Raw genomic sequence first — 24,522 nt, 5'->3', positions numbered from 1 at the left:
GATGCGGCTGAAGCCGGCGCACTGGGCCAGCCATTTACGCGGCCCTTTGGCATCCGTATATGGCATCTTTTCCGATGAGCCCCTGCTCCTGCAGGAGGCGGAAGACGCCCTGATGGCTGCTGCGGCACAGCATGGCTTCGCTCAGAAACAACGCCTCGCTCAGCAGGACGGCGGCATCTGGGATGCCTTGCGCGACGAGCGGGATGCGGGTTCGCTTTTCGCGGCACAGCGCGTGCTCCTGCTGCGCCTGGATAGCCCCAAGGTCCCCAAAGAGGCCAGCGCCGCCCTGCAGTACTGGCTGGCCTCGCCACCTCCCGACGCGCTGCTGGTTCTCAGCGGCCCCCGCCCTGACGCCAGCATCCAAAAAACCGCCTGGTTCAAGGGCATCGAGACTCACGGCCACACGCTCCTGCTGTACCGCCCGGAGGGGCAGGACTGGCCGCGCTGGGTGGAGCAGCGCCTGCGCGCCGCCGGGATGCAGGCCGACAGCGCCGCCGTCCAGTTGCTCACCGACCTCAGCGCCGGCAACCTCGGGGCCTGCCATCAGGCCATCCAACGATTACAACAGGTCTATCCGGGGCAGCGCATCGATGCCGTCGCCATCCGCGCGGTACTGGCAGACAGCAGCCAGTTCACCATTTACGACCTCGCCGACGCGGTCCTGCGCGGCGAAACGGAACATATGCTGCACATGCTCGACCGCCTGCGCAATGGCGACGGTGAACCGGCCTTGTGCCTGTGGGTCCTGCACAAGGACCTGCGCCTGTTGGCCGAATTGCGGGCTGGCGGCGTGGATGTCGATGCATTCTTCCGGCAGAACCGTATTTTTCCACCACGACAGGGCTGGCTGCGCACGGCGGCGCGGCGCCTGACCCGTTCGGGGCTGCAGGCGGGCATCAAAGATTGCCTCGCCATCGATGCCCGCATCAAGGGGCAGGATCCCACGCCGGTCTGGCCCGCACTGACCGATCTCTGCCTGCGGATGTGCAGGTGACGATGGATTTGTTGGTACCCAGACTCGCGCCATGAAGGCGCCCCATAAGGTTTAGCATCCATGCGCCAGGCCCTGCCACTCACCGTTCTCGTTCTCGGATTAGTAAGCTTTTTCAATGACCTTGCCTCGGAGATGGTGGTCCCTCTCATCCCTGTCCTCCTGGCCACCATACTCGCTGCGGGTCCGGTGGCCCTGGGTCTGGTAGAAGGGGTGGCGGATACCGTGGCGAGTTTTCTCAAACTCTGGTCCGGCCGACATTCTGACCTCATCGGTGGGCGGCGCAAGGGGCTGACGGTGATCGGCTACACGGTTTCCAATCTGGCGCGACCGCTCATCGCCGTGGTGGGCAGCTGGCCAGCGCTCCTGCTCGTGCGCAGCATCGACCGGATGGGGAAAGGTATCCGCACCGCACCAAGGGATGCCTTGCTGGCAGATTCCACGCCGCCGGAACGCACCGGCTTTGCGTTTGGCTACCAAAGGGCCATGGACAATGGGGGCGCGCTGCTGGGAGCTCTGGTGGCAGCGGCAGTTTTGCATTTTTCCGGAATCCCCTTGGAGGATGTCATCCTCCTGTCAGCCATTCCCGGCGCCGTCGCCATTTTGCTCCTCGGTGGCGGCGTGCGTGAGGCGCAACGACCACCTGATCACAAGACCCCAGCCCATATCTCCCTGAACCCGCATCAGCTGTCACCCCACATCCGGCGCTACCTCCTGACGCTGAGCCTGTTCACCCTGGCCCGCGCCACTGAAACCTTCATTCTATTGCGTGCCTATCAGCTCGGCATGGACGTCGTACAGGTACTCCTGCTCTGGGCCTCCATCCATGCGGCCAAGAGCAGCACCGGCATGGGCGGTGGACGACTGGCCGACAAACTGGGGCGGCGACCCGTTTTATTCATCGGCTGGTCGGCCTACGGCTGCAACTACGCCTTGTTCGCCATGGTGGAAAGCCTCCCGCTGTTGTGGGCGGTGGCCTTGTCCTATGGTTTGTTTTTTGGCTTCAGCGAAGGGGCCGAACGGGCGCAGATCAATGATCTGACCACCGGCGACGAGCGCGGCACGGCCTTTGGCTGGTACAACCTGGCCACCGGCATCAGTGCAATCCCTGCAGGATTATTGTTCGGCTGGATATGGGAAGAGGTCGGCGCCCCTTATGCCTTCGGCTTTTCCGCCTGCATCGCCATCGCCGCCACCACACTCCTCGCCACCTGGGTCTACCGCGGTACCCCTTGGCGACCGTCCTGAATGCCCGCCGTCGCTGCCTGCGGATTGCCGGAATGGCTCCGGAACGGCACAATACCAACAATACCCGCGCGGGTTAGGCCACGCGGGCTGCCGTTTCCCGGCACGGATCAGCGACGTTTTTTTGTTGCCGCACATCTAGCCGGGGCCCAGCACAGGAGGCTCCATCTTGGATTTACGTAGCGAACTGGAAAAAATCGGTGAACGCGCCCGCAGCGCCCAGCGGCGGTTGCAAAGCGCGGACAGCGCCGCCAAAGACAGCGCCCTGCGCGCCATGGCGGAATTTTTGCGCCGCGACGCCGACAATCTGCAACGCGCCAACCGCAAGGATTTACGCAGCGCCGAAGAAGCGGGCAAGGATGCCGCTTTCATCGACCGCTTGCGTCTGGACGAAGCCCGTATCGAAGCCATGGCCAGGGGCCTCGAAGAAATCGCCGCCCTGCCCGACCCCGTGGGCGAGATCACCGACCTGCGTTACCGCCCCAGCGGCATCCAGGTAGGCCGTATGCGCGCGCCCCTGGGCGTGATCGCCATGATCTACGAATCGCGCCCCAACGTCACCGCCGATGCCGCCGGCCTCTGCGCCAAATCGGGTAACGCCGTCATCCTGCGTGGTGGTTCCGAGTCCCTGCACAGCAACATGGCCATCGCCGAGCGCCTGCGCGCTGCCCTCGGCAGGGCCAACCTGCCCCTCGATCTGGTCCAGTACGTCAATACCGCCGAGCGCGAAGCGGTGGGTATCCTGGTCGGCATGGATCGCTATGTGGATGTGGTGATTCCCCGCGGTGGCAAGGGCCTTATCTCCCGCGTCAAGGCCGACGCCACCGTACCCGTGATCATGCATCTGCATGGCAACTGCCATGTGTATGTGGACGCCGACGCTGATCCCCGCAAGGCACTGAGGGTGGTCCTCAATTCCAAAACCCAGCGGTTGGGCACCTGCAATACGGCAGAGAGTCTGCTCATTCATCAGGAGCGGATGGACGACCTGCTCGGCCCCATCGCTGCGGCACTGCAGGAGAAAGGCATCGAGGTCCGCGCCTGCGAACGCGGCCTGCCCCGCATCCCCGGTGCCATTGCGGCGACCGAAGAGGACTATGGCGCTGAGTATCTGGGGCCGATCATTTCCCTCAAGGTGGTGGATGATCTCGACGCCGCGATTGCGCACATCAACCGTTACGGCTCCCAGCATACCGAGTCCATCGTCACCGAAAACTATACCCAGGCCCGCCGCTTTCTGCGCGAGGTGGACGCCAGTTCCGTCATGGTCAATGCCTCCACCCGCTTTGCCGATGGCTTTGAATACGGCCTGGGTGCAGAGATCGGCATCTCCACCAACCGCCTGCACGTACGCGGGCCGGTGGGACTGGAGGGGCTGACCCTGCAGAAATGGATCGTCCTGGGAGATGGCCATATCCGCTCCTGAAGCTCCATCGACGGCATTGCAGGCCCTATTGGCGACCGTGGCGGACGGCTTGCCCCACGCCTGGCCTACCGATGATTCAAGCGGGCTTCCGTCTGCGCTGCTCGCGGAGGCCGGCGAATGGGGATTCCCCCTGTATGCGCGAGATGGCGGCGTGCAACTGGAACATCCCGCCGCGCCCCTCTCCGCCCGGGAAATTGCCGACATCGGCGGCATCGACCCGGCGCATATCCATCTGCCGTTGTGCTGCGCCTCCACCAATGCCGAGATCCTGCAGGATGCCGGCATGGACGTCTGCCTCACCGAAAGCCAGTGGGCCGGACGCGGACGTCGCGGGCACCGGTGGTCTTCACCTTTCGGGCGTCATCTCTATCTGAGTTATGGCTGGACTCAGCACAGCCCGGTCAATGCGGCACTAACCATCGTTGCCGCCCTGTCCGTGTTCACCCTGCTGCAGGCGCGCCTGCCGAGTCTTTGGGTCAAGTGGCCCAACGATCTTTGGGTGGAAGGGCGCAAGCTGGGGGGCATTCTGGTCGAAGCCCGCCCGCGCGGAGATGGGGAAACCCGGCTGGTGGTGGGTTTGGGACTCAACATCCACGACGATCCCGGTCTGCCCGCCACTGCCGTGAGCCTTGCCGATCTCGACATCAGGGTCACCCGCAGCACCCTCGCCGGTGCCATTCTCCGCCACTGGCGGGAAGACTTCGCGCGCTTTGCGGACGAGGGTTTCACGCCTTTCCTGCCCCTGTGGGAGAAGGCGGATCGCCTGACCGGGCAGCGCGTTCAGATCAGTGACGCGCAGGGCGTGCGCGAGGCCCGGGTGTTGGGCCTCGGCCCGGACGGGCGCCTGCAGGTATCCTGTGCGGATACGGGTATGATCTGGCTGAGTGCCGGTGACGTCAGCCTGCGGCCCCAGCATCCATGATCTTCATCGCCGTCGGCAATACCCGCACCCTGCTGGCACACACCCACGATGGCGTGCATTTCGACAGCGTCAGCGTGGCCACTTCGCTGCCACCCACGGAAATCCTGCAGCAGCCCGGCTTGACATGGCTCAGCGCGCCGAACCGGGAACCCGTCGCGCTGGGCGGCGTCGTACCTGCGGCGCTTGCCGCCTGGCGGGAAGCCTTGGCCACGGCAGAGGTCCGCGAACCCGACCCCGGCTTTTTTCGCCGCGCCGTGCCGCACGACTATCATCCGCCGGAAAGCCTCGGCTTTGACCGCCGTTGCTGCCTGCTCGCCGCCGCCATGGACTACCCCGGCCAGGACAGCATCGTCATCGACATGGGCACCGCCATCACCATCGACCTGCTGGCTGGCGGACATTTCCGGGGCGGACGCATTCTGCCGGGTATCGCCATGAGCCTGCGCGGTCTGCATGAAGGCACGGCACTCCTTCCTGAAGTCGTCCTGAACGCCCCAGCGGAAATGCTGGGCAATGACACCAGCAACGCCATTCAGGCCGGGGTCATCCACCTCTTTGCCGATGCCCTGCGCGGCGCCATTACCGACTTTCGCCAGTACAGCCCCCAGGCACGGATACTGATCACCGGTGGCGATGCCGAACGTTGGCAACCCGGCATCGCTGGTAGCCTGTACCAGCCCCATCTGCTTCTGCGCGGCTTTTATCTGTGGATACGGGGATGACACCCGTCCCCGAGACCGGCCCGTGCAAAAATGGCCGCAGCCACTTGGCGCAAGCTGTTCCCCCATGTACGCTACCCCCATGACCCAACCCTTTCAGCGCGTCTTGCTCGTCAGCAAATACCATGATCCCTCGGTTCTCCCTGGGTTGCGACAACTGCGGGATTTTTTGCTGGCGCGAGACATGCCCACCTTTCTGGAAAGCCAAAGTGCTGCGGATATCGGCGACAGCCTGGGGCTGCCGCTGCTTTCCTTCGCGGAAGCGGATGCCGGTTCGGACCTCGTCATCGCCCTTGGCGGAGATGGTACCCTGTTAGGGACCGCGCGCCAGACCGCACAAAGCGGCATCCCTATCCTCGGCATCAATCAGGGGCGTCTCGGCTTTCTCGCCGACCTCTCCATCCACCAGATCAGCGAGGCCTTGCCACCCATTCTGGAGGGGCATTACCAGCAGGACCTGCGCAGTATCCTCCATGCCGAGCTATGGCGTAGTGAGGAGCGTGTCCATACCGGCCTCGCCGTCAACGAAGTCTTTATCCACAAGGGCGGCGGCGAGAGCATGATTGAACTGCAGGTGCAGATGGACGGCCGTTTCGTCTATACCCAGCGCGCCGACGGTCTCATCATCGCCACACCTACCGGCTCCACGGCCTACGCCATGTCGGCGGGCGGGCCCATCCTCACGCCCACCCTCGCGGCGCTCCTCCTCGTCCTCATCTGCCCGCACACCCTCACGGCGCGGCCCCTGGCGGTGGCGGATTCGGTGGAAATCGTGGCCCGTCTCACCGCCAGCCGCCAGTCCGCCGCGCTCAGCCTGGACAGCCACTGCAGCGTCCCTCTGGAAATCGGCGACGAAATCGTCATCCGCCGAGCCTCCTGCGCGGCCCGTTTCATCCACCCCGAGGAAGAAAACTTCTTCCAGATCCTGCGCGGCAAGCTGCACTGGGCCGACTCCCCCGGAACAGACTGATGCTCCTCAACCTCCAGGTGCGCGACTTTGCCCTGATCGACGCGGTCAGCATCGACTTTGCGGCGGGGCTGACGGTGCTCACCGGAGAGACCGGAGCGGGCAAGTCCATTCTGGTGGATGCCATCGCCCTGCTCCTCGGCGACAAAGGCCACGCTGAAGACATCCGCCATGGTGCCGAGCAGGCGGAAATCAGTGCCGAATTCGGCCTCAGCCCGGAACACCCCGCGCGTCGGTGGCTGCGCGAACAGGAAATCGAGGACGAGGATGTCTGCCTCCTGCGCCGCATCATTCAACGCAACGGCCGCAGCCGTGCCTTCATCAACGGTTGCAGTGTCACCAACGGCCAACTCAGGGAATTCGGTGAAACCTTGGTCGAACTCCTCGGCCAGCATGCTCACCAAAGCCTGCTCCAGCCGGAGCGCCAACTGTTTCTGCTGGATCGTTTCGCCGGATTGGAGACCACCCTGAGCGCCGTTGCCGACCGCTATCGGCAATGGCGCCAGGCCGCCCAGCGCTGTGCCGCGTTACAGGAACAGCAGGGCAGGCAACACGAGCAGGAAGACTGGCAGCGCTTTCTGTTCACCGAGCTGGAAGCCGCCGACTTGCAGGCCGATGAATGGGAAAACCTGCGCGCCGAAGAGCAGCGCCTCGGCGCCGTGGAAAAGTTGCGGGAAGACGTACTGGCCGCTCTCGCCCGACTGGATGGAGAAGACAACGCTGCCAGTCGTGCCATCGCCGAAGCGCAACGCCATGTGCATGCCGCCCGCGCCCACGATTCCCGCCTGACGGACTGCGATGAACTGCTCAACTCGGCCATGATTCAGATCGAAGAAGCCATTACTGGCCTGCGCGCCTATGCCACCGACCTGGAGGCCGATCCGGAACGGCTCGAAAGTATCGCGCAGCGCCTGCAACTCCTGCAGGATCTGCAACGCAAGCACCACTGCGATATGGCCGGCCTGCTCGCCAAGCGGGAGTCGCTGCGCCGGGAATTGCTGAGCAGCGAAGATTTGGACGCGGCCCGCCGCGCCGCCGAGCGCGAGTTGGTCCAGGCGCGTGCGGCGTACGTCGAGGATTGCGCTGTCCTCAGCGACGCACGCCAGCGGCAGCAGGACGCGCTGGCCCAGGCCATCATCGCGCAGATCCAGCAACTGGGCATGCCCCACGCCGCTATCGAGCTACGCCTGTACAGCCATCCCGAAGCCGAAAAACAATGGCGGGATACCGGGTGGGATCAGGTGGAAATCTGGATTACCGCCAACCCCGGCCATCCCGCCCAACCCCTGGCCCGAGTTGCCTCCGGCGGCGAACTGTCACGCATCGGCCTTGCGCTGCAGGTCATCCTTGCCGCGCCGGAACGCATCGACACCCTGATTTTCGACGAAGTGGACGTGGGCATCGGCGGTGCCGTCGCCGAACGGGTCGGACGCCTGCTGCGCCGTCTCGGCGCCCGTCAGCAAGTCCTCTGCGTCACCCATCTGGCGCAGGTGGCGGCCCAGGGGCACCAGCACCTCCGGGTGGAAAAACAGGTCGTCGACGGTCAGACCCTCAGCAAGGTTCGTACCCTGGGCGATACCGATCGCCGCCAGGAAATCGCCCGCATGCTGGGTGGCATTGAAATCAATGATGCGGTTACCCAGGCGGCCGCTGCCTTGCTGGCCGGCGCCGAATCCTGAGCCCGGCGGCCCAACCCGGCACAACGCCCACCCGCCCCCGTTCAAGAGGGTGTTCAAGCGTAGCCAATGGCCTACACTAGGCCTTGACGCCAGGGTCGCTTACACTCTGGCTATCAAGGGATATTCCGGGCGCGCAAATGCGCGTCCCGTGCCGGAGAACCGATGGCGGCCGATTTCATGGAAGGACACAGCGCAGATCGCGAGTCAACCGTTCCGACGCGCGTAGAAGATCACAGAGCCGACTCCATTCCGCGGCGGGTACTGGTGGTCGCTTTGGCGATACTGTTGCTGGTGGGCGGTGTGGTCTACGTCGCGGTTCGCTCCATTCACACCCTCGGCAACAGCAGCGATACCCTCGTCCAGGTCGGGTTGCCCCTGCAAAAACAACTGCTGCAGATTAAAAACACCCAGCATCAGGCGGAATTTTTTCGTCGGCTTGCCCAGGTGCTGCCGCAGGCGGGCTATGAAAAGACCTTCGTCCAACTGGTGACCAGCGAGGAGCGTGACCTGCAGACACTGCAACGCGCCACTCACGACCACCCCGCCCTCACTGCGGCCATACAGCAGTTGCAAAGCAGTCTGGCCGCCTATGCGCAGACCACCGGTGACAGCGTGGCCGAGGCGGCGAGCAAAGCCGCCGTCGAAGAAAAGTTCGAGGCTGTACATCTGGCGATGACCACCCTCCTTATCCGCCAGGGCGCGGCGGCGGCGGCGGCACGAACCCGTGCCGTGCAGCTCCTCTATGCACTGGTCTTCATCACCGCGTTGCTCAGCGTACTCATCCCCTGGCGAGTAGCCAGCGCCCTGACCCGGCCCCTCAAGGCTTTTCGTCGTGCCGTCGAGGATATTGGCGCGGGCAAACTGACGAATGTCGCCAGCGAAGGTCCCCAGGAGCTCCGCGATCTCGCCCGGAGCATCGAGAGCATGCAGACACGACTGCAGGAAGAGGAACGTTTGCGGCATGAATTTCTCAGCCAGGTGTCTCACGAGCTGATCACTCCGCTGGCGTCGGCCCGCTCCGGTAGCGAGCTCCTGCTCAGTGAACGCATCGGTCCGCTCTTGCCGCGACAGCGCGAAGTGCTCGAAATCATCGTCCGCCAGGTCAAGGAGTTGTACGCCGCCATCCAGGAAATGCTGGATATGCATGCCCTGCAAGCGCGTTCCCTGGACTTCTCACCACAGGACATCGCTGTCGCCGACGTGCTGCTCGACCTGCAAAAACGCATGCAACCGCTGACCGATAAAAAAAATCAAATACTGGACTGTGTCGGGTCGGAGGGACTCGGCGTCTATGCCGATCCCCAGAGACTGCGCCAGATCCTCACCAATCTGGTCAGCAACGCCCACAAGTACAGTCCGGCGGGCGGGCAGATCAAGGTTCGCGCGACGGCGCAGCAGGGGGGTACCCTTTTTTGCGTCAGCGACAATGGTCCCGGCATTCCCGATGCCTTGCTGGAACGGGTCTTTGAACGCTTCTATCAGGTGCCGGTCAGCAACCGCCTGCCCCGCGGCACGGGTCTGGGGCTTGCCATCACCCGCGAACTCGTGGGCGCCCAGGGCGGCTGGATCCGCATGCACAATCGCCCCGGAGGCGGTCTCTGCGCCGAGATCTGGCTGCCCGCCGCACGCAATACCGGAACGGTCTGATGCGCTGGTTCGCCCGGTTCTTTCCGATCCTCGCCGCGCCTGGCCTCGCCGCAGCGCTGGCTGCCTGCGCACAGCTCACGCCGCAGGCAGCCACGCCCGTCGCCCCGCCGTCCCGCCTGGCCTCTTCCGGCATGACACGTAATACACTGCTCAGCGATCTCGCCCATTGCGGATTGCCCGCATCCACCGCATGCGCGCGCATCCATGCGGCATTGGCCGAGGTTTATCTGACCCACGGCCCCCTGGACACCTCCGCACTGGGAAACGCCGCGAGGGAACTGGATCTGGCCGCCCAGAATAACGAAGTGGGCGCCGGCACGCTTTCCCTGCGTCGCGTCGTACACGCCCTGCAGGAGCGCAGGGCTGGTGGGGATGCGTGCGTTGCCCGGCTTAAAAAGGTGCAGGCACAATCCGCTGTCGTGCAGGCGCGCCTGGACCGCCTGGAAAACCTCCTTCACGACCATGCCGAAAAATCCCTTGACCACCATGTTCTCAGGCAGCCCTGACATGCCCAGACCAGCTCCCATCATCCTGACCATCGACGATGATCCCGACTTTCTGCGCCTGCTCGGCCTCTGGCTGGAAAGTGAGGGATACCACGTCCTGGCCAGCAGTGATCCCGTGCAGGGCATGCAGACGTTGCAGACGGCCAGACCGGATCTGGTCATCACCGATCTGCGCATGCCCGGCATGGATGGAATGGCCGTGCTGGAGACGGTGCAGGCCCTCGATCCCGACCTCCCCGTTATCCTCCTCACCGCCCACGGCAGCATCCCCAACGCCGTGGCAGCCATGCGTGCCCAGGCTTTCGGATATCTGAGCAAACCCTTCAGCAATGAAGAGCTCCAGGAGTTGACCACCGCCGCCCTGGCGCAGCGCCACGCCGGGCAGGAAACCCGCAAGCTCCGGGCGGCGTTGCGGCAACAGGCCGGGCAGAGCATCCTCCATCGTAGCCCCGCCATGGCGGCGCTGGTGGATGAGCTGGCGTGCGTTGCCAACTCGAAAGCCAGCGTTTTCCTTTCCGGAGAAAGCGGATCCGGCAAAGAACGGGTCGCTCGTGCCATCCACGACGCCAGCCCACGCCGTGACGGCCCGTTCGTTGCGGTCAATTGCGGTGCCATCCCCGCCGGGCTGGCGGAGAGCGAACTCTTCGGCCATGTCAAGGGCGCCTTCACCGGCGCCACCCAGGATCACACCGGATTGATCCGCAGCGCCAGCGGCGGCACTCTGTTCCTCGACGAAATCGCCGACCTGCCTCTCACTCTGCAGGTCAAATTGCTCCGCGTCCTTCAGGAAGGTTCCTTGCGCCCCGTCGGCGCCAAAACGGAAATTTCCGTCGACCTGCGGGTCATCAGTGCCACCCATCAGGACATTCACGCCCTCACCGCCGACGGCACCTTCCGCGAGGATCTTTACTATCGCCTGCATGTCATCCCGCTGCGGGTCCCCAGCCTGAGCGAAAGGGCGGAAGACATCCCGCTGCTGGCCCAGCACTTTCTGGACCGCGAGAGTCAGCGCATGAACCGGGATATCCTGGGTTTCAGTCCCGAGGCCCTCGACAAGCTGATGCAACGATCCTGGCCCGGCAACGTCCGGGAATTGGAGAATGCCGTCACCTTTGCCGCGGCCGTCACCGAAAAAGGCTGGGTCGCCGCCGACGCCATCCCTGACAACGGCCGCCAGGGTGGCCAGAGCGCCTTTCCTCCCCTGCAGGACGCCAAGGCGGCCTTTGAGCGCGGCTACCTGGAAAACCTGCTACGCGCGACGGATGGCAACATCTCCCGTGCCGCACGCATTGCCGGCCGACACCGGACGGATCTTTACAAGCTGATGCGTAAGCACAGTCTGGCTCCGCAACTTTTCAAGAATCCCGAGGACCGGGATGAGGAATAGCGTCAGACCGGTGCTTTGCCCCCATCGCCGATCTTGCTACACTGAGCCCACTTTGACTCCGTCAACAGCCCAATGACACTACCCGTTCCCGCCAGCGAGAAATCCCTCTTCCAGCGCATTCACCTGCGCCGCTGGTTCGTTCAGGGTTTACTCATCTCGCTGCCTATCGGGCTGACGGTTTACGTGGTGCTGTGGATTGGCGGCTGGCTGAACAATCTTTTCGAGGCGCCGATCAGAGCGATTTTTGGTATCGACATCCCCGGTCTGGGCCTGTTGCTGACGCTGCTGATCATTCTCGGTGTCGGCTTCCTCGCCTCCCACGTCCTGACCGCCTGGATTTTTGAAAAACTGAACGCCGTGCTCGGGCGCATTCCCGTATTGCACAGCCTCTACAGCACCATTCACGAAACGGTAGGCCTGCTGTTTGGCGGAACGGACCGCGGTTTCCGCAGCGCCGTGCTGGTGCGCCAGGGTGGTGACATGGGCTATATCATCGGTCTGATCACGCGCGACGCCCTCAGCGAGTTGCCGCACCTGCCCGAGGATTGCGTCGCGGTATTTATCCCCATGAGCTACGGCATCGGCGGCTTTACCTGCCTCGTGCCACGCGACAAAGTCATCCCCCTGCCCGACCTCACCCCGCAACAGGCCCTGCGCTTCGCCATGGCGGGCGGGGTGGGCGGCGGAAAAGCCATCCGCGAAAAGCCTGGCGGCGGCTCTGAATCAGCCAGACCGGCGGCAGGCCGTCATCCGGAACCGGACCGATAACGGCCCTGTTTGTCAGGTACTTTGCGGCAAACCTGCAGTTTTCGTTATACTCTTGGCACAGCATAAGGAGACGAAGTATGGCTGAAGTGCGCAAGGCAGTATTCCCCGTGGCCGGTCTGGGCACCCGTTTTCTCCCGGCCACCAAGGCGAGCGCCAAGGAAATGATGCCGATAGTGGACAAGCCGCTCATTCAGTATGCTGTGGAGGAAGCCATCGCTGCAGGCTGCGATCAACTCATTTTCATCAGCGGACGTGGCAAGCGTGCCATCGAAGACCACTTCGACGTTTCCTACGAACTGGAAATCGAGCTGGAAAAACGCGGCAAGGCGGATTTGCTGAAGCAGGTACAGGGCATTCTGCCCAGCCACGTCAGTACCATTTTTCTGCGCCAGCCCTACCCTCTCGGCCTCGGACATGCCGTGCTGATGGCCCGTCCGGTGGTGGGTGACGAACCCTTTGCGGTCTTGCTGGCGGACGATCTTATGCTGAGCGAGTCTCCTGTGCTTGCGCAAATGGTGGAACAGTATCGCCGCTATCAGACAGGCATCCTCGGCGTCGAAGAAATCCCGCGAGAACATTCCACCCGCTATGGCGTAGTCGATGCGCGGCCCTGGGATGATCGTATCTACCAGGTCAGCGGCATCGTCGAAAAGCCCAAACCCGAGGACGCCCCCTCCAATCTGGGAGTGGTGGGACGCTACATCCTCCCCGCGCGGATATTCCACTTTCTGGAGCAGACCCAGCAGGGCGCGGGCGGTGAGATTCAACTGACGGACGCCATCGCTCACCTGTTGAATGAACGGCAGGTGCTGGCCTATCTTTTTTCCGGGCAGCGCTTTGACTGCGGCGACAAGCTCGGCTATCTGAAGGCAACCATCGCCTTCGGCAAACTCCACCCCGAGGTAGGCGCCGATTTCACCCGGTACATGGACAGCATTTGCGAGCCCCAGGCGTCGGCCGAGACCCTTTCGTGACCCCCTTCATTCTCTCCGGAATGGGCGCTATCATCGCCCGTTTCCCCGAGGAGCGCTTGCATCCATGATCATCATCGACGGAATCACCGAAAATGGCGGCAAATTCCGCCCATCGGCCTGGGCGGAGATGCTCATCGAAGGAGTCGGGCTGGCGCATTTCGGCGCGGATCACAAAATTCACTACCTGCCTCTCATCGAACCCGCCACCATCAACGGCAATGCGGCGATCATCATGGACGAAAGCCTCGAAGAGATTCGCCCGGCGGCCTTTGCAGAAATCATGCGTTTCGCCGCCGAGAATCGCCTGCAGGTGCGGCACGAAGATGGCAGCATCTCCGATCGCCTGGCGCCGCAACCCGCCCGACGACCCCGCGGGACACGGCGCCGGCGCCCCTGATGGCAGACCGTCCATCGGCATCCGCCCGTCTGCGTTTCGCCTGGATACTCGGCATCGTCATTGCCGTCTATGGCGCCCTTACCATCGCCCTGAGTGTGCACATCATCGACCAGCAAAGCGGTGCGCGTGCGGACCTCTATATCGCCTTGCAGACGCTGGATCAACTGCATCGGGAAGCGTTGTCCCAGGCGACCAGTGCGCAGGAACGCCAAACCATAGTAAACACCTGGCGCAACGAACGTGCCTTCGCCGCCGCTTCATCGCAACAAGCCCGGCAGATGGCAGGGACGCTGATCTCGCGTTTGAATCGGGAATATCCCGGCAACGCCTGTGGCCATGGTGGTCCGTCTTTCGTCGCCGCCGGTGCGCTCCCGGCACAGCATGCCTGTATGGTCGCCATAGGAGTCCGTGGTGATATCATTCGAGTCACCGGCTATGACACCCAGGGCATCGCCATGGACAACTTTTATGAATACCTCTACGCCCCTGTCGGGCGCGCAGACTGAGTGGGCGATGCAAGCCCGGAGAAACTGACATGTATCGTGTACTGCTGCTCGGCGCTCAGGGTCAGGTTGGCTGGGAACTGCAACGCAGCCGACCTGCGTCGGTGGAACTGCGCGCGCTGGGACGCCCGGATCTCGACATTCTGGATGCCGCCCAGGTTCTCGGGATGGCGGAATCCTTCCGACCTGACGCCATCATCAATGCCGCCGCTTACACCGCCGTGGACCGCGCCGAGTCGGAATCCGCACGCGCTTATGCCGTGAACCGCGATGGGGCGGCCCACTGCGCCCTGGCCGCCCAGGCCTGCGGCGCCCGCCTGATCCACCTTTCTACCGATTTTGTCTTTGATGGTGCCCAGGCCACGCCGTACCCGCCGGAGGCGCCCCTGGCGCCCCTTGGCGTTTATGGTGCCAGCAAGGCCGACGGTGAGCGGCAGGTACAGGCCATTCTCGGTGATACCGCACTCATCCTGCGTACCGCCTGGGTCTATAGCGCCCACGGCAGCAACTTCGTCAAAACCATGCTGCGTCTCATGGCCGAGCGGGACGTGTTGCGGGTGGTGGGAGACCAGATCGGCACCCCGACCTGGGCGGCGGGCCTCGCCCGCGCCATCTGGAGTACCCTGGATCACCCCGGCTTTACCGGTATTCAGCACTGGACCGATGCCGGGGTGGCGTCCTGGTATGATTTTGCCGTGGCCATCCAGGAAGAAGCAGTGGCCGCCGGGCGATTGCACCGCGCCATTCCCATCGAAATGATCCCCACCAGTGCCTACCCCACCCCCGCCCGCCGTCCCGCCTGTGCCATACTGGACAAAACCGCCAGTTACACCGCGCTGGGCGCTGCGCCCCATTGGCGCACAGCGTTGCGCCGGATGCTGACCGAGCCCGAAGTCATCTGACCCTTTCAAGGAACGCCCAATGTCCGTTACCACTGACTCCATCGTCGAAAAACGCCTGCTGGTGACCGGAGCCGCCGGCTTCATCGGCGCCAACTTCTGCCACTACTGGCTGCAGCAACATCCCCGCGCCACGCTCATCGCCCTGGACGCCCTCACCTACGCCGGCAACCGTCATAATCTGGAAGGGCTGGAACAGCACAGTGGTTTCCGCTTCGTACAGGGCGACATCAATGATGCCCTGCTGGTAGAGCGGGTCATGACCGACCATCACCTCAACGTCATCGTCCACTTCGCCGCCGAGAGCCATGTGGACCGCTCCATCCACGATCCCGACGCATTCATCCAGACCAACATCCTCGGTACCCACAATCTGTTGCGCATCGCCAGGGCGGTCTGGCTGGACGGGCCGCAGGGATGGATACCCCACCGCTTTCACCATATTTCCACCGATGAGGTATACGGCACCCTCGGCCCGCAGGATCCCGCCTTTCACGAAGAGACTCCTTACGCCCCCAACTCCCCCTACGCCGCCAGCAAGGCAGGAGCGGACCATCTGGTCCGCGCCTATCGGCACACCTACGGGCTCAGCACCACCACCAGCAACTGCTCCAACAACTACGGGCCCTATCACTTTCCCGAGAAACTGATTCCCCTCATCATCGTCAACATCCTTCACAACAAGCCCCTGCCGATCTATGGCGATGGCCGGCAGATCCGTGACTGGCTCTATGTGGAAGACCATTGCCGGGGTATCGCGACGATCCTGGAACAGGGACGGGAAGGGGAAAGTTATAACATCGGCGGCTGCAACGAGTGGGCCAACATCGACATCGTGCGGCTCATCGGCGAAATCATGGACGAACTCTTCGCCGAAGATCCGCGATGGCTGCAAGCCTTTCCCCATTCGGCGGCGGCGCAGGGGCGGAAAAGTGCCGATCTCATCCAGCATGTCCGTGACCGGCCCGGCCATGACCGCCGCTACGCCATCGACGCCACCAAAATCACCCGTGAGCTTGGATTCAAACCTGCCGTAGACTTCCCCACCGGCATCCGTCAGACCATCCGCTGGTATCTGGAGCATCCGCAGTGGTGGCAGAAAATCATGGATGGGAGTTATCGGGAATGGCTGGATGTGCAGTACGGGGCACTGAAAGCGTAGCCGCCAAGGTTCCTGCCTTATGGCCTCTACCTTGCCCCGGGACGTATGCAAAAAATGAACTCATGGAATCCTTCATTTGGAAGGCGTTTGGCATGGCACCCCATTTTGTGCTGAAAGAGCACCGTATTGGTGCAGAAAAAACCTTTCAAAGAGGCAATCGATCATGGCCGGGAAGCTAAAGAGAGAGGTAGGATTTTCAGGGCTCATTTTCGCCAGTCTGGGAGGAATCATCGGTTCCGGCTGGCTATTTGGTCCGCTGGCTGCAGCGCAGGTGGCCGGACCCCTCAGTATTTATTCATGGCTGATTGGCGCCATCACCATTTTGTTTCTCGGCCTGACTTATGCCGAGGTCGGACCTTTATTTCCAAAGGCAGGTGCCGCGACACATATTGCCAACGTAGTACATGGCAATCTGCTCGGTAAGATCTGGGCATGGCTATTGTTTATGTTCTATATCGCTATTGCTCCAGTGGAAGTGGTCGCCGTACTGACCTATGCCAACAATTATATTCCCGGACTGCTGGCAGGCGACACCGGCCTGCTGAGCGGTCCGGGACTCATCAGCTCCGTAGTGCTTCTGGGGTTCATGTTCCTGCTCAATTTTTTAGGTATTCGCCGGATAGCCAACATTTTTACCGGACTGGGCTGGTGGAAACTGGCCGTGCCCGTCCTTACCATGATCGTCCTTGTCGCATTCTCCTATCATCCCGAAAATTTGCATGTCCTTCACTGGCATGAAAACGTGCATGGCATGTTCGTTGCCGTCGCATCATCGGGCATTGTCTTCAGCTACCTGGGTTTTCGACAGGCGATCGAACTGGGTGGTGAAAGCCGCGAACCTGGCAAACATATCCCTCTGGCGGTAATTGGTGCCATCGTGATCGGGGCGATCATTTACGTCGGTCTGCAATGGGCCTTTTTGGTCAGCGTGCCCCCGTCACAACTGACCCAAGGCTGGACCAAACTGAGTTTTTCCGGGGTATTTGGTCCTTTTGCCGCCATTGCCTCTCTTTTGGGAATAGGCTGGCTGGCTGTCCTGATTTATGCCGACGCGTTGATCTCTCCGGGAGGCACCGCTCTGGTATATGCCACATCTGCGGCCCGCGCCGTGGTCGCCAATGGCGAAGTCGGGGCAGGCCCCAGCTTCTTTACCCGGATCACCGAAGGGGGGGTACCCTGGGTGGGGATCATCGTCGCCTATGTGATCGGGTGCATCTACTTCCTACCCTTTCCTTCCTGGCAGAAACTAGTGGGTTTTATCACTACCATCTCGGTGATCACCTACGGTATCGGACCTATCGTCCTACTGCAATTGCGCCGTTCCATGCCTGAGCTGGAAAGACCTTTCCGCTTGTGGGGCGCGCAGATCATCGCGCCCATTGCGTTTATCCTTTCTTCACTCGTGGCCTACTGGGGCGGTTTCAAGGCGCTGACTTACATCTTCGGCACGCTGTTCGCCATCCTGATCCTATATGGCATCGTATACAGGATTCGCGGCAGCCGTGATGGCACTCCCTTGGGGTTCAAGCATATCACCTGGATATTCCCTTATTTTTTGGGGCTCTGGGTGCTTTCCTGGTTTGGACCCAAGGTATTGGGGGGCCAGGGAGTCATTCCCTTTTACGGGTCCATGGCGGCCGTTGCAGTGCTGGCGCTCATCTCCATGGTCTGGGCGTTGAAGGTGACGGTGCCCGACAGCCAGATATCCGAGTATTTCTCGGTCATGAACAAAGAAGGAGTGGAACTGTAGCTTCGCACGAAACACCACCATTCCCGGCGGGTGTTCCGGCACGAGCAGCGCAAAAGGTAGCGTGGTTGCCCGTCTACTTCCTGTAATTTTTGCGCCGGAACAGATCGACCTTCCGTGAGACCAGCCGGTCGAGAAACAGAAGGCCGTCGAGATGATCCATTTCATGCTGGACCGCTCTGGCCTCGAAGCCTTCGCACTCGTAACTCCGCTCCCGTCCCAGGACATCCTGGGCCTGCACCTGTATGCGTTCCGCGCGAATGACATTGCCCGTGAAATCCGGCACCGACATGCAGCCTTCCCGGCCCACCACCATGCCCTCCCACGCCGCCAGTTCCGGATTGATCAGCACCATGAGCCCATGGCAGTCGTCTCCCAGTTTAGGGCGCACATCGACGATCACGATACGTTGCGCGCGGTCCACCTGCGGCGCCGCAATACCCACTCCCCCTGGGCCGGCATACATGGTCTCCGTCAGATCATCGATAAAGTGATGCAGATCGTCGTCGAATACGCTGACCGGATCGGCCTTGCGCTGAAGCCGGGAGTCCGGATAAGTCAGAATCGGAAGTACGGCCATCAAAACACCGCCGACTCGATGGGATGCACACCGATTTCCACCCCTTCCTTTTCGCGCAACGGCGCTACGACCTTGCGGACGCTTTCCGTACCCTCCGGGGCGTAGCCCTGAATGACCATCACATAGAGAGGCCGCTCGGGGCTACCGGTGCTCTCGCTTTCCAGGTCGATCACATTGAACCCGATAGCCGCCAGCGCTCCGGTGACACCCGCGACGATGCCCGGATGATCGGCCCCGTAGACCGTGACCCGGGTATTCGGCATATCCGCAGTCGGCGCGACACTGGAGATGGGGTCCAGATGTACGCGCAGATTGAGGCGTTTGATGGCCGGGTCCAGCGCCATTTCCACGGAGCCCAGATCACGCGGGTATTCGATGATCTGCATGATGGTGAAGTAACCGCCGAGACGCATCATCGAGGCGTCGCCGATGGAGCAGTCCGCGGTGAACAGGGCCTGGGTGACCGCGGCGACGATACCGGGGCGATCTTCGCCGATGACCGTAAGAAGGGCTTGACTCATCCTAGACTCCTATGGCGAGGATTTTCGCCTGCACGAGATAACGAAAACAGTATTCCAGCAATTCAAGATGGTGTCTGGCCGCCAGAAAGTCCGGGCCCCAGGCCGTCACTCCATGGAGGTGAATCAGCGCGCCGGGGACACGGGGCAGTGCCCCGGTAAACTCCCTGTCCATATCTTCGGCAATCCGCGCGACGTTCAGATGATTGGCGAAGACCGGCAGGTCCACCTGCGGCTCGGCATCGGGCACGCCCAGACCTTTGAGCATTTCCAGCGGCGGCAGACGCAACCGGCCCTGCCGCGCGAAGTGTCCGCAGAGATTGGCCTCGATGGAGTGGACGTGAAATATGACCCGGGCGTCGGGCACATGCCGGTAGATCGTCTCATGGATGGCGGCTTCGGCCGAAGGCTGGCGTCCCGGTGGGGCCTGCACCACCTGACCCTGCCGATCCACCAGAACGAAATCTCCGGCGGCCAACCGATCCTTGGGGCGGCCGCTGGCGGTGATCCAGAAGGTATCGGTATCGCTGCGTGCCGACAGGTTGCCAGCGGTGCCCAGCATCCAGCCCCGCGCATAAAAATCGCGGGCCGCCGCAGCGAGATGGGTGCGCGGATCATCCTGCATGGGCAGGCTCCCGCCACCAGCCGCGTTGCTCGAGGGCGGCGCTCACGTCCCCGAAATCATCGAAAGGCAGGAAATCTCTCCCCTCGGCGCGCAGATATTCGGCGAGACGGTCCCGCGCACAGACCAGAGGACACTGCCGGGCGACCCGCAGATCGGTGATGGAATCCCCGATACAGACGGCGTCCCGGGGATGGTAGTGTGCGACCACGGCGGCCTTGGCCACCAGTTCGTGATCATCCTGCCAGGGGGAGGACACCCGCAGCCATTCGCCCGTGGTATCCGCCTCGAGGCCATGAATGGCGTAAATTTCCTGGCGGTAAGGGGCGAGGACGATCTCGGCCATGCGCCTGAAGCCGCCGGTGACGACGATAAAAGGAATATTGGCCTGGTTGGCATGAGCCAGCAGCCCGTCGAGTCCCGGACGGATCTCCGTATCCCGCACGAAATCCTCCAGTTCCGGCCAGCGCCACGAAGGGATGGTGCCCAGCACCTGCGGCAAACCGTCACGCAGGGTCAGACGCTGCGCGTAGATTTCCGGCAGTATCCGGGCCGCGGCCTGCGGCGCAAAATGACGCATGAGCGCCACGAAAACTTCGCTCCGGGCGATGGTGCCGTCGAAGTCGCAAAAAATGGCTCGTTGCATCAACCCTGCCCCCATTTTTCCACCGCTGCCCGCAAGGGCCCCGCGGGCAGATCTTCCAGAGCGCGGGGTGCTGCGTTCTGCCAGCGCTCGATGGCTTCGCGAAAGGCCAGCACGCCGCTGGCGGGGCCCTGGGGATGGTCCATGATCCCGGTCCCCGCATTGAGAATGACCTCCGCGCCATAGTCGTCGAGGATGCGCCCGACCATGCCGGGATGCACGCCCGATGAAGGCACCGGTGCTACGCCCCGCGCCCGCAGCGCTTCGACGATGGCCCATTCGTCCGCCGCGGCGAAGGGCAGGCTGCCGTACTGCGCCGGATAGAGCACCGCATCGGCCCCCCCATAGGCCATCAACGTACCGAGCAGAGCCCCATAGGAAAACCCGTAATCCGGCGCGCCGCACCAGGCACCCGCCAGAGACGGATGGGCGAAGATCGGCACGTCGATGTCCGGATCGGCGACCAGCGCCTCCAGTACCGGGAAACCATATGCCAGCACGTTCAGGAGCAGCGCATTGGCGCCGGCGGCCACCAGTTGCAGCGCGAGTGTTTGCACCTGGCGTGCATCCCCCGAGAGATTCACCGCGTAGAGCAGATCACGGCCCGTCTGATCCCGCCGCGCCTCGATCACCGGTGCACAAGCCTCCCAGCGCGCCAGGGCCGCCGCCATCGGCAGGTCCGGGAGGATTTCGTCATCCTTGATGATATCCAGCCCGGCAACGGCAACCTTTGCCAGAATTTCGGCGTGGTCCCCAGCCGTCAGCCCCAACGCCGGCTTGAAAATGGCCATGACCAAGGGCCGTTCCTGCACCCCCAATCGTGCGCGGATGCCCTCCAGCCCGAAGCGCGGCAAGCGTCCGAAGTGCTCCGGCAAACGGATTGCCGTCACCTTGGCAGGACCCGCCAGGGAATATTTGCCGAAAATCATGGTGAGCAGGCTGCCGAGGCGGCCATCCACATTGGCGGCGGGGAAGCGCACCGTGGCCTGATGGCACCCGTCCGCCAGTTCGGTAATGGCGGCCACCTTCCCCAGATGGCCGCGCAACTGCGCCTCCCGGTGCTGAAAGTGTGCATCCCAGCTTCCGGCCGTCTGACCGATGGCGATGGCCTGCGCCTGTGAGCGGGCGTCCACCCCGGCGGGAAACCGGTAATCGACCTCAATGAACGCCGTCATGGGTTGGGGAAAGACCGCATGGCGCGATCGGTATAATGCGGTGTCCAGCCGCCGCGCGCGCTGAAGTAGCGCACCGCCTTGATCCGTTGCGCATCCGTGAGACGAAACCAGTGCTCCACCCCCGCCGGGATATGGACATAATCCCCTGCATGCACGGTCAGCTCGACTTGCGCGCCGTCTTCCAGAACGAAGCCGAAAACGCCTTCCCCGTCCACGATATAGCGCACCTCTTCATCGTCATGGGTATGCACGCGATGGAAACGGGCGGTGAGCTCCGCCAACTGCGGATGCCCGGGATACAACACCACCAGATCCCGCTCCTGATAGCCCCTCTCCCGCTGCAAACGCCGGAAGACGTCATCCAGGGCCGTCAGCAACGCCGCCTGTGCCTCCGGATCGGGTTGCAGCTCGGTCAGCAGCGCCGCGACCCCCGCCCCGGTCACCGGAATCGCCTGCAAGGTAACGCCCAGGGGCGCCAGCGTGGCGGCGATCCGCGCCGTATCCGTGATCCGCTGCACCGTTTCCGCATATTGCAAAGCCGCCATGCTAACCGCCCTCCTTCCAGATCAGAGAAGCCATGCGCCCGGTAACGCCATCGCGCCGATAAGAAAAATAACGCGCGGGGTCCGCCACCGTACACTGATCACCGCCAAAAATGGCCCGTACACCGGCTCCCCGTAAACGCCGCCGCGCCAGTTCATAAATATTTGCCAGCCAACGATCGCCGGGCCCGCGGCGAAAGGCCCCTGCCGCTCCGGCGTCCGCCGCCAGAAAAGCCGCCCGGACTTCCGGACCGACCTCGAAATGCTCGGGCCCGATGGCCGGTCCCAAGTATATCAGAATCTCCTCCGGTGCCACCTGCATGGCAGCCACGCCGCGTTCCAGGATACCCGCCAGCAGCCCCCGCCAGCCGGCGTGAAAAACGCCGACCTGCCGGCCATCCCGGCTGCAGGCCAGGACCGGCAGGCAATCGGCCGTGAGCACCGCCAGCACCACACCCGGCGTGCCGGTGACCGCGCCATCCGCCTCCGGGATACTGGCTGGCGCCGCTGACAGGGTGGCGACCTCCGTGCCATGCACCTGCCGCAGCCAGCAGGGCTCCCCGGGCAATTTCAGCACGGCCCGCAGCCGTTCCCGATTCCCTGCCACCGCCTCCGGTGCATCGCCCACATGATCACCAAGATTGAAGGAGGCGTAGGCTCCCCGGCTGACTCCGCCACCGCGCAGAGTGACGGCGCCGCGCACCCCCTGGGGCGCGGGCCAGTCCGGCACCCAATAACCGGCCTCGTCAGTCACCATCACGCGCATGGCGCAGCAGCGCCAGCAATTCGGTCATGTCGTCGGGCAGCGGGCTTTCCCAGGTCATCAGTTCTCCGCTTGCGGGATGGTAAAGACGCAGGCGCCAGGCATGCAACGCCTGGCGACGGAACTGCCGCCAGCGGGCCAGCCCAGCCTCATCCAGTCCTTTCGGCACCGTCATCCGCCCTCCATAGACCGGGTCGCCCACCAGCGGGTGGCCGATATGCGTCATATGCACACGAATCTGATGGGTGCGGCCCGTCGCCAGGCGCAGGCGCAGATAGCTGTGACGGGGGAAGCGCTCCACCAGCCGATAGTCGGTCTGCGCCGGTCGGCCGTCATCACGCACCGTCATCCGCAGACGATCCTGAGCGTGCCGGCCGATGGGCGCGTCCACCCGGCCACCTCCCGTCATCGCTCCCGTCACCAGCGCGAGATACTCGCGGTGCATGGTATGGTCACCGAGCTGATCGATCAGCGACTGCCGCGCCATTTCCGTTTTTGCCACCACCAGCAGACCGGTCGTGTCCTTGTCCAGCCGATGGACGATTCCGCCGCGGGGCAGATAGGCGTTCTCCGGCACATGGGCCAGCACGCCGTTGACCAGCGTGCCGTCGGCATGACCGGCGCCGGGGTGGGTAAGCTGCCCCGCCGGCTTGTGCAAAACAAGAATATCCGCGTCTTCGTGCAGAATATGCAGGGGCAGGCCCTCGGCCAGCCAGTTGCTGGGTTCGATCTGCGGCCAGTCGACCATCACCTGCTCACCGCCGCGCACCCGCGCACTGGGCTTTTCGGGCGTGCCATCCACCAGAATCCGGCCATCGCGCAGCAGGGCCTGGATACGACTGCGGCTGGTTTCCGGCAGCAACTGGCTCAACACCGTGTCGAGGCGCTCGCCGGCCTGCTCCTCTGGCAAAATCATGGGAAGTCCCGTACTATCGTCGCTCATGGCTCGCCACTATAGACTATTGTCCTTCATGAGCAAACGCATACTGATGTCCCTATGCTGTGCCGCCCTGATCGCCGGTTGCGCCAGCACTCCGAACAACCCTGACAACTCTGCCGTCAGCCACGAATCCGCCCGGGCGCTGTTTCAGCCCGCCAAACACGCCATGGATCGCGGCGACTACGCCGCCGCCATCAAGCTTTTTGAAGATCTGGAGACCCGCTACCCCTACGGCCCCTACGCTGAACAGGCGCAACTGGATACGGCCTATAGTTATTACCAGCGCGGAGATTCCGAGGCGGCAGCGGCAGCGGCCGAACGCTTCATCAAGCTGCACCCGGCCAATCCCTATGTGGATTACGCGTGGTATCTGAAAGGCATCGCCTATTATCAGGCCATTCAGGGCGCGCAGGAAAATCCCCGGCCCGCCGAGGAGGCCTTCAGCACCCTCGACACGCTGGCCAAACGCTGGCCGCACAGCGTTTACGCCGCCGACGCCCGCCTGCGCATGGCCAAGATCATCAACATCCTTGGCCAGCGCAATCTGGATATCTGCAAGTTCTATTATGTGCGTCACGCCTATGTCGCCTCGGCAAACCGCTGCAATACAGTGATCACCCGCTACCAGTTGAGCACCGCACGGGAAGAGGCGCTCTACTATCTGACACGGGACTACCGGCACCTGGACCTGCCGCAACTGGCGCAGACCACCGTCGCGGTGCTTGCCTACAACTACCCCGGAAGCAAGTATCTTGCCGGTCTCGGCAGCAGCGCCAAGCCCGGGTGACCCAGTTGGGGGC

Annotated in this window: 26 protein-coding genes; 18 read left to right on the top strand and 8 right to left on the bottom strand. The window is 63.1% G+C overall.

The features are described 5' to 3' along the window. The first annotated feature begins 1 nt into the window (after position 1). The 17 genes from holA (at position 2) to AFE_RS02075 (ending at position 17,942) form a co-directional block, all read left to right on the top strand. Positions 2–994, top strand: coding sequence for a DNA polymerase III subunit delta (gene holA, locus AFE_RS02155; protein ID WP_012536146.1), 993 nt, complete (start codon positions 2–4; stop codon positions 992–994). A gap of 60 nt (positions 995–1,054) precedes the next feature. After that, positions 1,055–2,239 (top strand): MFS transporter, encoded by a 1,185-nt coding sequence (locus tag AFE_RS02150; RefSeq protein WP_012536145.1) that lies wholly within the window; start codon positions 1,055–1,057, stop codon positions 2,237–2,239. Between the two features lie 166 nt (positions 2,240–2,405). Then, positions 2,406–3,662 (top strand): glutamate-5-semialdehyde dehydrogenase, encoded by a 1,257-nt coding sequence (locus AFE_RS02145; RefSeq protein WP_012536144.1) that lies wholly within the window; start codon positions 2,406–2,408, stop codon positions 3,660–3,662. After that, positions 3,643–4,584 (top strand): biotin--[acetyl-CoA-carboxylase] ligase, encoded by a 942-nt coding sequence (locus AFE_RS02140; RefSeq protein ID WP_012536143.1) that lies wholly within the window; start codon positions 3,643–3,645, stop codon positions 4,582–4,584. Before AFE_RS02145 ends, AFE_RS02140 begins: the two co-directional genes overlap by 20 nt. Further along, positions 4,581–5,306: a type III pantothenate kinase gene (locus AFE_RS02135; RefSeq protein ID WP_009562817.1), complete on the top strand. Its 726-nt coding sequence runs from the start codon at positions 4,581–4,583 to the stop codon at positions 5,304–5,306. Before AFE_RS02140 ends, AFE_RS02135 begins: the two co-directional genes overlap by 4 nt. A gap of 79 nt (positions 5,307–5,385) precedes the next feature. After that, positions 5,386–6,273: an NAD(+)/NADH kinase gene (locus AFE_RS02130; protein ID WP_012606559.1), complete on the top strand. Its 888-nt coding sequence runs from the start codon at positions 5,386–5,388 to the stop codon at positions 6,271–6,273. Then, complete coding sequence (gene recN / locus AFE_RS02125; RefSeq protein WP_012536142.1) at positions 6,273–7,949, top strand: DNA repair protein RecN; 1,677 nt, start codon at positions 6,273–6,275, stop codon at positions 7,947–7,949. The genes AFE_RS02130 and recN overlap by 1 nt, the downstream gene beginning before the upstream one ends. A gap of 162 nt (positions 7,950–8,111) precedes the next feature. After that, the gene (locus AFE_RS02120; protein WP_009561490.1) at positions 8,112–9,596 is read left to right on the top strand and encodes a HAMP domain-containing sensor histidine kinase; all 1,485 of its coding nucleotides are present in this window, start codon (positions 8,112–8,114) and stop codon (positions 9,594–9,596) included. Continuing rightward, the gene (locus AFE_RS02115; protein ID WP_009561492.1) at positions 9,596–10,102 is read left to right on the top strand and encodes a hypothetical protein; all 507 of its coding nucleotides are present in this window, start codon (positions 9,596–9,598) and stop codon (positions 10,100–10,102) included. The genes AFE_RS02120 and AFE_RS02115 overlap by 1 nt, the downstream gene beginning before the upstream one ends. Before the next feature lies 1 nt (position 10,103). Continuing rightward, positions 10,104–11,489 (top strand): sigma-54-dependent transcriptional regulator, encoded by a 1,386-nt coding sequence (locus AFE_RS02110; protein ID WP_012536141.1) that lies wholly within the window; start codon positions 10,104–10,106, stop codon positions 11,487–11,489. 72 nt (positions 11,490–11,561) lie between these two features. Beyond that, positions 11,562–12,257, top strand: a complete 696-nt coding sequence (locus AFE_RS02105; protein WP_009567324.1) for a DUF502 domain-containing protein — start codon at positions 11,562–11,564, stop codon at positions 12,255–12,257. Positions 12,258–12,334: 77 nt separating this feature from the next. Then, entirely contained in the window at positions 12,335–13,231 is an 897-nt protein-coding gene (gene galU, locus AFE_RS02100; protein WP_009567323.1) for a UTP--glucose-1-phosphate uridylyltransferase GalU, read from the top strand. Between the two features lie 64 nt (positions 13,232–13,295). Beyond that, entirely contained in the window at positions 13,296–13,628 is a 333-nt protein-coding gene (locus tag AFE_RS02095; protein WP_009567322.1) for a DUF3579 domain-containing protein, read from the top strand. After that, entirely contained in the window at positions 13,628–14,134 is a 507-nt protein-coding gene (locus AFE_RS02090) for a hypothetical protein (protein WP_009567321.1), read from the top strand. The genes AFE_RS02095 and AFE_RS02090 overlap by 1 nt, the downstream gene beginning before the upstream one ends. Before the next feature lie 29 nt (positions 14,135–14,163). Further along, the gene (gene rfbD / locus AFE_RS02085; protein ID WP_012536140.1) at positions 14,164–15,033 is read left to right on the top strand and encodes a dTDP-4-dehydrorhamnose reductase; all 870 of its coding nucleotides are present in this window, start codon (positions 14,164–14,166) and stop codon (positions 15,031–15,033) included. A 19-nt stretch (positions 15,034–15,052) separates the two neighbouring features. After that, positions 15,053–16,192 (top strand): dTDP-glucose 4,6-dehydratase, encoded by a 1,140-nt coding sequence (gene rfbB / locus AFE_RS02080; protein WP_009566268.1) that lies wholly within the window; start codon positions 15,053–15,055, stop codon positions 16,190–16,192. 163 nt (positions 16,193–16,355) lie between these two features. Further along, positions 16,356–17,942 (top strand): APC family permease, encoded by a 1,587-nt coding sequence (locus tag AFE_RS02075; RefSeq protein ID WP_012536139.1) that lies wholly within the window; start codon positions 16,356–16,358, stop codon positions 17,940–17,942. A 73-nt stretch (positions 17,943–18,015) separates the two neighbouring features. Here the strand turns inward: AFE_RS02075 and def are convergent, their stop codons facing one another. From def to rluD, 8 genes are read right to left on the bottom strand one after another with little or no spacing between them, the layout of a single operon-like run. Further along, on the bottom strand, positions 18,016–18,519 hold the full coding sequence (def, locus tag AFE_RS02070) for a peptide deformylase (protein ID WP_009566266.1): 504 nt from the start codon (positions 18,517–18,519) through the stop codon (positions 18,016–18,018). Next, positions 18,519–19,040: a glycine cleavage system protein R gene (locus AFE_RS02065; RefSeq protein ID WP_009566264.1), complete on the bottom strand. Its 522-nt coding sequence runs from the start codon at positions 19,038–19,040 to the stop codon at positions 18,519–18,521. Before AFE_RS02065 ends, def begins: the two co-directional genes overlap by 1 nt. Before the next feature lies 1 nt (position 19,041). After that, positions 19,042–19,662 carry a methylthioribulose 1-phosphate dehydratase gene (gene mtnB / locus AFE_RS02060; RefSeq protein WP_012536138.1) on the bottom strand — a complete coding sequence of 207 codons (621 nt, stop codon included), beginning with the start codon at positions 19,660–19,662 and terminating at the stop codon, positions 19,042–19,044. Next, complete coding sequence (locus AFE_RS02055) at positions 19,652–20,305, bottom strand: HAD-IB family phosphatase (protein ID WP_009566261.1); 654 nt, start codon at positions 20,303–20,305, stop codon at positions 19,652–19,654. The genes mtnB and AFE_RS02055 overlap by 11 nt, the downstream gene beginning before the upstream one ends. Beyond that, positions 20,305–21,477 carry a RuBisCO large subunit C-terminal-like domain-containing protein gene (locus tag AFE_RS02050; protein WP_012536136.1) on the bottom strand — a complete coding sequence of 391 codons (1,173 nt, stop codon included), beginning with the start codon at positions 21,475–21,477 and terminating at the stop codon, positions 20,305–20,307. The genes AFE_RS02055 and AFE_RS02050 overlap by 1 nt, the downstream gene beginning before the upstream one ends. Then, positions 21,474–22,022 (bottom strand): 1,2-dihydroxy-3-keto-5-methylthiopentene dioxygenase, encoded by a 549-nt coding sequence (locus AFE_RS02045; protein ID WP_009566209.1) that lies wholly within the window; start codon positions 22,020–22,022, stop codon positions 21,474–21,476. Before AFE_RS02045 ends, AFE_RS02050 begins: the two co-directional genes overlap by 4 nt. Position 22,023: 1 nt before the next feature. Continuing rightward, positions 22,024–22,776 (bottom strand): peptidoglycan editing factor PgeF, encoded by a 753-nt coding sequence (gene pgeF, locus AFE_RS02040; protein WP_012536135.1) that lies wholly within the window; start codon positions 22,774–22,776, stop codon positions 22,024–22,026. Next, positions 22,766–23,725: a 23S rRNA pseudouridine(1911/1915/1917) synthase RluD gene (rluD, locus tag AFE_RS02035; RefSeq protein WP_012606556.1), complete on the bottom strand. Its 960-nt coding sequence runs from the start codon at positions 23,723–23,725 to the stop codon at positions 22,766–22,768. Before rluD ends, pgeF begins: the two co-directional genes overlap by 11 nt. Before the next feature lie 28 nt (positions 23,726–23,753). On the opposite strand from rluD, the gene AFE_RS02030 reads away from it, so the two are divergent. Further along, positions 23,754–24,509 (top strand): outer membrane protein assembly factor BamD, encoded by a 756-nt coding sequence (locus AFE_RS02030; protein ID WP_009566207.1) that lies wholly within the window; start codon positions 23,754–23,756, stop codon positions 24,507–24,509. The last annotated feature ends 13 nt before the right edge of the window (positions 24,510–24,522 follow it).

Source organism: Acidithiobacillus ferrooxidans ATCC 23270 (assembly GCF_000021485.1).
GTDB classification, from domain to species: domain Bacteria; phylum Pseudomonadota; class Gammaproteobacteria; order Acidithiobacillales; family Acidithiobacillaceae; genus Acidithiobacillus; species Acidithiobacillus ferrooxidans.
The sequence above is the reverse complement of the archived record's forward strand: the minus strand, read 5'-3'. Positions and strand labels throughout refer to the sequence as shown.

Coding starts and splice junctions, on each gene's coding strand:
- rfbB (WP_009566268.1), top strand. CDS start 15,053: ATGTCCGTTACCACTGACTCCATCGTCGAAAAACGCCTGCTGGTGACC.
- AFE_RS02045 (WP_009566209.1), bottom strand. CDS start 22,022: ATGGCGGCTTTGCAATATGCGGAAACGGTGCAGCGGATCACGGATACG.
- AFE_RS02065 (WP_009566264.1), bottom strand. CDS start 19,040: ATGAGTCAAGCCCTTCTTACGGTCATCGGCGAAGATCGCCCCGGTATC.
- AFE_RS02055 (WP_009566261.1), bottom strand. CDS start 20,305: ATGCAACGAGCCATTTTTTGCGACTTCGACGGCACCATCGCCCGGAGC.
- rluD (WP_012606556.1), bottom strand. CDS start 23,725: ATGAGCGACGATAGTACGGGACTTCCCATGATTTTGCCAGAGGAGCAG.
- AFE_RS02130 (WP_012606559.1), top strand. CDS start 5,386: ATGACCCAACCCTTTCAGCGCGTCTTGCTCGTCAGCAAATACCATGAT.
- AFE_RS02115 (WP_009561492.1), top strand. CDS start 9,596: ATGCGCTGGTTCGCCCGGTTCTTTCCGATCCTCGCCGCGCCTGGCCTC.
- holA (WP_012536146.1), top strand. CDS start 2: ATGCGGCTGAAGCCGGCGCACTGGGCCAGCCATTTACGCGGCCCTTTG.
- recN (WP_012536142.1), top strand. CDS start 6,273: ATGCTCCTCAACCTCCAGGTGCGCGACTTTGCCCTGATCGACGCGGTC.
- AFE_RS02150 (WP_012536145.1), top strand. CDS start 1,055: ATGCGCCAGGCCCTGCCACTCACCGTTCTCGTTCTCGGATTAGTAAGC.
- AFE_RS02095 (WP_009567322.1), top strand. CDS start 13,296: ATGATCATCATCGACGGAATCACCGAAAATGGCGGCAAATTCCGCCCA.
- AFE_RS02110 (WP_012536141.1), top strand. CDS start 10,104: ATGCCCAGACCAGCTCCCATCATCCTGACCATCGACGATGATCCCGAC.
- mtnB (WP_012536138.1), bottom strand. CDS start 19,662: ATGCAGGATGATCCGCGCACCCATCTCGCTGCGGCGGCCCGCGATTTT.
- AFE_RS02075 (WP_012536139.1), top strand. CDS start 16,356: ATGGCCGGGAAGCTAAAGAGAGAGGTAGGATTTTCAGGGCTCATTTTC.
- AFE_RS02105 (WP_009567324.1), top strand. CDS start 11,562: ATGACACTACCCGTTCCCGCCAGCGAGAAATCCCTCTTCCAGCGCATT.
- AFE_RS02030 (WP_009566207.1), top strand. CDS start 23,754: ATGAGCAAACGCATACTGATGTCCCTATGCTGTGCCGCCCTGATCGCC.
- AFE_RS02120 (WP_009561490.1), top strand. CDS start 8,112: ATGGCGGCCGATTTCATGGAAGGACACAGCGCAGATCGCGAGTCAACC.
- AFE_RS02140 (WP_012536143.1), top strand. CDS start 3,643: ATGGCCATATCCGCTCCTGAAGCTCCATCGACGGCATTGCAGGCCCTA.
- AFE_RS02090 (WP_009567321.1), top strand. CDS start 13,628: ATGGCAGACCGTCCATCGGCATCCGCCCGTCTGCGTTTCGCCTGGATA.
- rfbD (WP_012536140.1), top strand. CDS start 14,164: ATGTATCGTGTACTGCTGCTCGGCGCTCAGGGTCAGGTTGGCTGGGAA.
- pgeF (WP_012536135.1), bottom strand. CDS start 22,776: ATGGTGACTGACGAGGCCGGTTATTGGGTGCCGGACTGGCCCGCGCCC.
- AFE_RS02050 (WP_012536136.1), bottom strand. CDS start 21,477: ATGACGGCGTTCATTGAGGTCGATTACCGGTTTCCCGCCGGGGTGGAC.
- AFE_RS02135 (WP_009562817.1), top strand. CDS start 4,581: ATGATCTTCATCGCCGTCGGCAATACCCGCACCCTGCTGGCACACACC.
- def (WP_009566266.1), bottom strand. CDS start 18,519: ATGGCCGTACTTCCGATTCTGACTTATCCGGACTCCCGGCTTCAGCGC.
- galU (WP_009567323.1), top strand. CDS start 12,335: ATGGCTGAAGTGCGCAAGGCAGTATTCCCCGTGGCCGGTCTGGGCACC.